Origin of the sequence: Pedobacter sp. (genome assembly GCF_041662865.1) — a bacterium.
GTDB lineage: Bacteria > Bacteroidota > Bacteroidia > Sphingobacteriales > Sphingobacteriaceae > Pedobacter.
Genome location: NZ_JBAZRL010000043.1, coordinates 21,976 through 29,577, shown reverse-complemented (window position 1 = coordinate 29,577; position 7,602 = coordinate 21,976). Strand labels below are relative to the sequence as shown.

Here is a 7,602-nt window from a genome sequence, read left to right as displayed (position 1 = left end):
ATGCGTTTGAAATTACTAGAATTGCTTTGCCAGAAGTAGATTTCAGAATTGTGTGTAGCAAAGGAACATACATTCGCTCTTTAGTTTCTGATTTTGGAAAACAATTGAATAATGCGGCTTATTTATCAAAACTTACCCGTACTCGTAGCGGCAACTTCTTATTAAAAAATGCATTTGAAGTAGCAGATTTGGTTCAGTATCTTCGTAATAAGAGGGAAGAAAATAAACAGGAAACAGAATCCTAACTAAGCGTTTATGGAAAACATCAAAAATAAAAATACTCGATTTTTAAAAGAAGGAGCTTTAATTATTTGCGGTGTAGTATCCGCTTGCTTTGGGCTAAAAAGTTTTTTATTGCCAAGTCATTTTATAGATGGAGGTGTAACTGGTATTTCTCTATTAGTAAGAGCGCTAACTGGTTGGAATTTATCTTACTTGATTATCATCATAAATATTCCATTCATTTTAATGGGATACAAACAAATAGGAAAAGGATTTGCTATAAAAACTACAATTGCAATTGCGCTTCTTTCCATCGCTTTAGTAGTTTTACCTTTTAATCCGATTACTCACGATAAGTTATTAATTGCATTTTTTGGCGGCTTTTTTTTAGGTGGTGGGATTGGATTAGCTATGAGAGGTGGTTGCGTAATTGATGGAACAGAGGTTTTAGCATTATACATTAGTAGAAATAGCATGTTAACGGTAGGAAATATTATCCTCATCCTAAACATTATTATTTTTGCATTCGCTGCCTATTTTTTAAATATCGAAACAGCTTTATATGCTATTTTAACTTATTTATCTGCCTCTAATACAGTAGATTTCATTGTAAACGGATTAGAAGCTTATACAGGTGTAACTATCATATCAGAAAAAAATGACGACATCAAACACTTCATTATCAATAATATGAAGAGAGGCGTTACCGTATACAAAGGTGAAGGTGGTTATTTAGAAAAGAAAGACATTGATATTATTTATACGGTGGTAACTAAGCTCGAAATGAGCAAATTACAATCTGAAATTAGACAAATTGATCCTGATGCTTTTGTAGTACAACAACAAATAGCAGACCTTAAGGGCGGTGTGGTTAAACGCCAAGCTTTACATTAAAAAATACGTTTTGAATATATATAACCAACTTTCTGAATTTAAAAAATTAGATAATGCAATTGTTACCATTGGCACATTTGATGGCGTTCATTATGGACATCAGAAAATTATAAAACGCCTTTGCGAATTGGCTAAATCTTCTGGTGGTGAAAGTGTAATCTTAACTTTTTTTCCGCATCCACGGATGATTATTGATCCTGAAAACCAGGATTTAAAACTAATCAACACCATTAAAGAAAAAGCGGAGATTTTAGCAGACCTTGGTGTTGATCATTTAATTATAACCCCGTTTACACGAGATTTCTCTAACCTAAGCGCAACAGAATACATTAAAAATATTTTGGTTGACACCATTGGTACAAAACAAATTATTGTAGGTTATGACCATCGTTTTGGTAAGGATAGAAAAGGTGGTATGAAAGAGTTAGAGGAATGTGCAGCATTATACAATTATACTATTGAAGAAATACCTGAGCAAGATATTAACGATGTAGCAGTAAGTTCAACCAAAATTCGTACAGCACTTTTAGATGGAGATGTTGCTTTAGCTGAAACCTATTTAGGATATCACTTTTCTATCAATGGACCGGTAATTAAAGGAGATAAAATTGGCAGAACAATCGGATTTCCTACTGCTAATATTTTTGTAGAAGAACCCTATAAACTTATTCCAAGTGATGGAATTTATGCGGTAACCGTTGAAATGATTGAGGAAAAAAGTGACAATCGCATAACGTATAAAGGCATGGCTTATATCGGACAACGCCCAACTATTAACGGAATGACCCGTAATATAGAAGTAAATATTTTCGATTTCAATCGCGAGATTTACGGCCAAACCATTAAAATGAATTTCTTAAAATTCTTACGTCACGATGTAAAATTTACAGGTTTAGAAGCATTAACCCTCCAATTACATCAAGATAAGGAAGATACTTTAGCCTTCTTTAAACAAAATCCAAGTTTATAATAGTGCCTTAATACATTCAAAAACCGATTATTTTTGCTATATTTAAAGCAATGAGGGTTTTTATTGCTTTTTTACTATTGTCTTGTTTTTATTTATCTGCTGCCAACGCACTAGATAATAAAATTAGCGCAACCGTTCAAAAGTCAAATAAGCAATCCAATCTCATTTTAGATAAAGTGAGTGAGTTATCTAAAAAGGAACACAATTCTTTACAAAAAGAGCCATATTCTGAGCATCTAAATCGCATTCACCAAGCCATACAACATCCTACTCTGGGTAATGCAATTGGCTTTATCAATGGCTATCTTACTCTTGTATTTTCACCAGTTCAATCGATAAAGAAATTTAAAGGTAAAGTCAATTATAGTTATCAATTTATTTTTAATTGTCTATTTCCGAAGCATACTTTTTGGTAGTTCTTTTTGCTTAACCAGCATTAAAATTATTCATCAAAAAAATATACTTTATGATTCACTTACCTGTATTAATTGCCGATTTAGGCCTTATTCTTGCCGCAGCTGGAGTAACTACACTTCTATTTAAAAAAATTAAACAACCCTTAGTACTAGGCTATATCCTAGCAGGATTATTGGTTGGCCCACATATTAACATTATCCCAACCGTAAGCGACTCTAAAAGCATTACCATTTGGGGCGAAATTGGTGTAATCTTCTTATTGTTTAGTCTCGGACTCGAATTCAGTTTCAAAAAATTAGTAAAAGTTGGCGGCTCCGCATCAATTACTGCCATCGTTAAAGTACTTTTCATCATCCTTGCTGGTTATCTTATTGGTATAGCCATGGGATGGAATAACATGGATAGTATTTTCCTAGGAGGAATTATTTCCATCTCCTCCACCATGATTACTATTAAAGCCTTTGAAGAACTCGGAATCAAACATAAAAAATTCGCTGGTTTAGTATTTGGTGTATTGATAGTGGAAGATTTAGTTGCCATTTTATTACTGGTACTTTTTTCTACAATGGCAGTAAGTCAACAATCTGCTGGTCCAGAAATGATTAAATCAATCCTAAAACTAAGTTTCTTCTTGGTGTTGTGGTTTTTAGGTGGGATATTTTTAGTGCCAACATTTTTAAAAGCCACCAAAAAACTGATGAACGACGAAACCATGCTGGTCGTATCATTAGCCTTGTGCTTAGTGATGGTTTTATTGGCAAATAAAGCTGGTTTTTCTCCTGCATTGGGTGCATTTATCATGGGTTCTATACTTGCAGAAACTACACAGGCAGAACGTATAGAGCATTTAACGAAGTCTGTTAAAGATTTATTTGCAGCTGTATTTTTTGTATCTGTAGGTATGTTAATCAACCCAAGTATACTGATCGAATATGCAATGCCTATATTTTTAATTACGTTAGTTATCATTTTCGGCAAAATTCTCTTTACCGTTTTAGGTGCACTATTAGCAGGTCAGCCGCTTAAAACTTCAGTACAAGCTGGTATGAGTTTAGCTCAAATTGGGGAATTTTCTTTTATCATTGCTACGTTGGGTGTAAGTCTAAAAGTAACTAGCGAATTTCTATACCCTATCGCAGTAGCCGCAGCAGCAATTACCACATTTACAACACCCTATTTAATCAAACTATCAGAACCATTTTATAACTTTTTAACTAAAAGATTACCTCAAAGATGGTTAAATGGAATTGAGAGATACAGTTCTAGTACCGAAGGCATAACCACCCTGAGTGATTGGAAAATTTTACTTAGATCATATATATTTAATACCATAATCCACGCTGTGATTATTATTTCTATTATTTTATTGACAGCAAGATTTTTAAATCCTTTTATAGCAAATCAATTAGACGTAGGCTCTAATGCAACTGTTATTAGTATAATTATTTCTTTTAGTTTAATGTCTCCTTTTTTATGGGCGTTATCCATCAGAAGAATACAACGAACTGCTTATTCACACTTATGGCTCAATAAAAAGTATACACGAGGACCTTTAATTGCTATTGAAGTTTTTAGAATTTTATTAGGGATTTTCTTTGTCGGGTTTTTGATGTATGAATTTTTTGATACGTGGATAGCGGCAGGAATAGCATTGGCACTTGTTATATTAGTTATGATTATCTTCTCCAGGAAGCTGCAATCGTTTTATAATAAATTGGAAACTAGATTTATGTTAAACTTAAATGCTAGAGAAAATAGAACGCCTGATATTTTACCTTGGGATACGCACTTAACCGAGATTACTGTAGCGCCAGAATCTGAACTAGTAGGAAAAACGTTAGTCGACTTAAAAATTAGAGAGCAATATGGCGTAAACATAGCCATGATTGAAAGAGGAAAAATCAACATTTCTACGCCAAGTCGAGATGAACGTTTATATCCTTACGATAAATTATTAGTTATTGGAACCGATGATCAATTAGCAAACATAAAACCATTATTTGATGGAATTGTAGATGAAACTTTAATTTCTATCCCTATGCAAGATATGTCCTTGCAAAAAATTGTCATTAACAGTAAATCTCCAGTTTTTGGACAAACGATTAGAAATTCTGGCATTAGAGAACAAACGCAGGGTTTAGTAGTTGGTATTGAACGCGACGGTCAGCGTATTTTAAACCCAGATTCTAATTTGACATTTGAGAATGGGGACATCGTTTGGATTGTAGGAAATAACAAACGCATTCCAGATTTGTTGAAGTAAAAGCATCTTGTTCCACCTTTACTCGTCATTACCGTGAAAACGGGAATCGTAATGTGAAAACTTTAAATTGCATTGAGATTCCCAATCGAGTTGGGAATGACGAGTATAGAAACGAAGTTTATACAGCAAAAAATTTATCTTAGTAAAAGATGAAGAAAATAGACCAAGAAAAAGGCGAGTTTTTGGAAGAAATAATTAAGTATTGGGAAGAAGAAAACTTACTTAATGAGGCTACCGCAAATAAATTACGTCAAAGTTACGAAGCCAAAGTATTCGATTGGCGTAGGCTAGCTCAATATTCATTTTGGGTGGCTATGGCTTGTGGTGTTATTTCTTTAGGAGCCTTACTAATAGATAAGACCCTGCTCAATTATATTCAAAAGCTATACAATACACCAAATAGTCTAATTAGTTTGTTCTCGGCTTTAGCCGCAATTGGTTTATTTATACTAGGCTTTAAGAGAAAAAGAACTAAGCCTCAAAAGGTTTTTAGCAACGAAGCTCTTGTTTTTACTGCTGTAATGCTTACTGCCAATGCTATTGCTTACTTCGGAAAATCATTAAATAATGCCAGCAACCACTTTTCTATTTTAATATTACTGTCGGTAGTAATTTATGCAGGTTTGGCTTACTTGTTTAAATCGAGACTAATTTGGGTATTTACATTACTCTCTTTTGGTGCATGGTTTGGAACAGAAACAGGTTATTTATCGCGTTGGAGTGGTTACTTTATAGGCTTAAACTATCCATTACGCTTTGTATTATTCGGTTTACTCCTTACTGTGGCTTCGTTTTTATTAAAGCAGAAAAAAAATCTCCAGCATTTTTTCCCAACTACATACGTTTGTGGTATGGCTTATCTTTTTATATCCCTTTGGCTACTTTCTGTTTTTGGCAATTATGATACTTTAGAAAGTTGGTATGCCGTAAAACAAATTAGCTTGTTTTATTGGGCTATAATTTCTGCAATTGTTTGTGCGATTAGCATTTTTGTTGGTTTAAAATACCACGATGAAGTTGCTCGAGAATTTGGCATTACATTTTTATTCATAAATTTATATACACGCTATTTCGAGTACTTTTGGGATAGTTGGCATAAAGCATTATTTTTTTCTGTATTAGCTATTTCATTTTGGCTAATTGGCCGCAAAGCAGAAAAAATATGGAATGTTGAGTTTACAAAGAAATAGAACAAAATGAAACAATACGATGAACGTGTAGATGATTACATCGCAAAAGCTGCACCATTTGCACAACCAATCTTAACACATTTAAGAAATATAATCCATCAAGCCTCTCCTTTAATTAACGAAACCATTAAATGGGGTTTCCCTCATTTCGATTATAAAGGCACTGTTTGTTCGATGGCAAGTTTTAAAGCACATTGCGCATTTGGGTTTTGGAAGGCTTCCTTAATGAAAGATCCCTATCAAATTTTCGAAAAAGATGCGATGGGTACTATGGGCAGAGTTGAAAAAATGGAAGATATTCCTGAAACTAAAATTCTTACAGAATATATTTTAGAAGCATTAAAGTTGAATGAAGAAGGCACAAAAGTTAAAAAGCTAGTTACGCCAAAGGCAGAAATTGCAATGCCAGCAGACTTTGCAAGTGTATTGAATGAAAACCTAAAAGCGAAACAACAGTTCGAAAGCTTTAGTCCATCACACCGTAGAGAATATTTAGAATGGATAACAACTGCTAAAGCCGAAGCCACCAGAATAAAACGTATAGCGACAACAATTGAATGGCTAACTGAAGGAAAATCATTAAACTGGAAGTATCAACGCTAAATCGCTATGATAAAATTGAAACACATATATGAACCATTACCATACATAGTATTCTATTACAATTTATAAAAGGAGCAATGAAATAGTACAAAACTAATTGTCAGCTGTATTTTTTGAATTGTCAACCGACAAAGAATTATTGTCAACTGTATTTTTTACAAAAAAACATGAAGATGAGTAATCTTTATCTGTTTTTGATGCATTGTAAATTGTTTCTTATACGGTTAACAGACTCGTCTTTGCGAAAGAAATCTTCATCGACTGCGTACTAATAAAATAATAAAGGATCCTTCGATAAACTCAGGATGACAAAACGAAATAAAAGAGAAAGATTGCAACGTCTTTACTCTCCTCGCAAAGACGGTCACTTTAAGAAAACCTTATCCGAAATAAACCAAGGTCTGTTTAATAATAAGATACAAGGCAAGTGCAAACAAAAATAACGCAATAGAGCGATTAATTAAATGGCTACTCAATGCAAATTTCTCTTGAATATATTTAGCAAAGTGAGCATACCCATATAATGCCAAAGCCGAACCCATACCCGAACCCAAACTAAATATTACTAACGATAAATAATCCGTACGAATCCATTCATGAAGAATTACATAATTGCCAAAAAACAACCAAAAAGGAATCTGCACAGGATTTAAAACACCCAATAACATCCCATAAAATACACTACCCTTTCTACTTCTGTTATCTTCGCTCCTTGTTTTTGGAACTTTTTTTCTATTAACCCAAGTAATTGTGCCCATTACAATAAAGAGCAAAATCATAAATAAGTCTACATAAGTCCCTATTCTGACTTCACTAATATTAGCATCTAGATTAACATCGCTTGATACCCAACGAGCAAAACGCATCATGCCGAAGGTAAAAAACACTTCTACACAAGAAAATGAAAGTATAAAATACAATGCTTGACGCATGCCTTTATTAATGGTCAACTGCGCCACAGTAAGATTAATATTTCCCGGAGGGATATAACCCATGGCATTTAATACAATGCCTATTAGTAAGGTGAGGAAGAGCATAGTTTG

The 7,602-nt window shown here is 33.6% G+C and carries 7 protein-coding genes and 1 pseudogene; 7 read left to right on the top strand and 1 reads right to left on the bottom strand.

Annotated elements, in window-relative coordinates; all coding sequences use genetic code 11:
• The 7 genes and pseudogenes from WC622_RS13115 to WC622_RS13085 all read left to right on the top strand — a co-directional run.
• Positions 1 to 245 (top strand): annotated as a pseudogene (locus WC622_RS13115) (tRNA pseudouridine(55) synthase); the annotation flags it as partial.
• A 10-nt stretch (positions 246 to 255) separates the two neighbouring features.
• Positions 256 to 1,116: a YitT family protein gene (locus WC622_RS13110; protein ID WP_372820150.1), complete on the top strand. Its 861-nt coding sequence runs from the start codon at positions 256 to 258 to the stop codon at positions 1,114 to 1,116.
• A 10-nt stretch (positions 1,117 to 1,126) separates the two neighbouring features.
• Positions 1,127 to 2,086, top strand: coding sequence for a bifunctional riboflavin kinase/FAD synthetase (locus WC622_RS13105; protein ID WP_372820149.1), 960 nt, complete (start codon positions 1,127 to 1,129; stop codon positions 2,084 to 2,086).
• 50 nt (positions 2,087 to 2,136) lie between these two features.
• Positions 2,137 to 2,502 (top strand): hypothetical protein, encoded by a 366-nt coding sequence (locus WC622_RS13100; RefSeq protein ID WP_372820148.1) that lies wholly within the window; start codon positions 2,137 to 2,139, stop codon positions 2,500 to 2,502.
• Positions 2,503 to 2,552: 50 nt separating this feature from the next.
• Positions 2,553 to 4,766, top strand: a complete 2,214-nt coding sequence (locus tag WC622_RS13095; RefSeq protein WP_372820147.1) for a cation:proton antiporter — start codon at positions 2,553 to 2,555, stop codon at positions 4,764 to 4,766.
• 149 nt (positions 4,767 to 4,915) lie between these two features.
• Positions 4,916 to 5,956 carry a DUF2157 domain-containing protein gene (locus WC622_RS13090; RefSeq protein ID WP_372820146.1) on the top strand — a complete coding sequence of 347 codons (1,041 nt, stop codon included), beginning with the start codon at positions 4,916 to 4,918 and terminating at the stop codon, positions 5,954 to 5,956.
• 6 nt (positions 5,957 to 5,962) lie between these two features.
• Positions 5,963 to 6,559 carry a YdeI family protein gene (locus tag WC622_RS13085; RefSeq protein ID WP_372820145.1) on the top strand — a complete coding sequence of 199 codons (597 nt, stop codon included), beginning with the start codon at positions 5,963 to 5,965 and terminating at the stop codon, positions 6,557 to 6,559.
• A gap of 380 nt (positions 6,560 to 6,939) precedes the next feature.
• Here WC622_RS13085 and WC622_RS13080 read toward each other — a convergent pair whose 3' ends face one another.
• The gene (locus WC622_RS13080) at positions 6,940 to 7,596 is read right to left on the bottom strand and encodes a LysE family transporter (protein WP_372820144.1); all 657 of its coding nucleotides are present in this window, start codon (positions 7,594 to 7,596) and stop codon (positions 6,940 to 6,942) included.
• Positions 7,597 to 7,602 lie beyond the last annotated feature (6 nt).

Bases quoted from the DNA above. Each gene is read 5' to 3' on its own strand.
- WC622_RS13110 (WP_372820150.1), top strand. From the start codon at position 256: ATGGAAAACATCAAAAATAAAAATACTCGATTTTTAAAAGAAGGAGCT.
- WC622_RS13100 (WP_372820148.1), top strand. From the start codon at position 2,137: ATGAGGGTTTTTATTGCTTTTTTACTATTGTCTTGTTTTTATTTATCT.
- WC622_RS13095 (WP_372820147.1), top strand. From the start codon at position 2,553: ATGATTCACTTACCTGTATTAATTGCCGATTTAGGCCTTATTCTTGCC.
- WC622_RS13090 (WP_372820146.1), top strand. From the start codon at position 4,916: ATGAAGAAAATAGACCAAGAAAAAGGCGAGTTTTTGGAAGAAATAATT.
- WC622_RS13085 (WP_372820145.1), top strand. From the start codon at position 5,963: ATGAAACAATACGATGAACGTGTAGATGATTACATCGCAAAAGCTGCA.
- WC622_RS13080 (WP_372820144.1), bottom strand. From the start codon at position 7,596: ATGCTCTTCCTCACCTTACTAATAGGCATTGTATTAAATGCCATGGGT.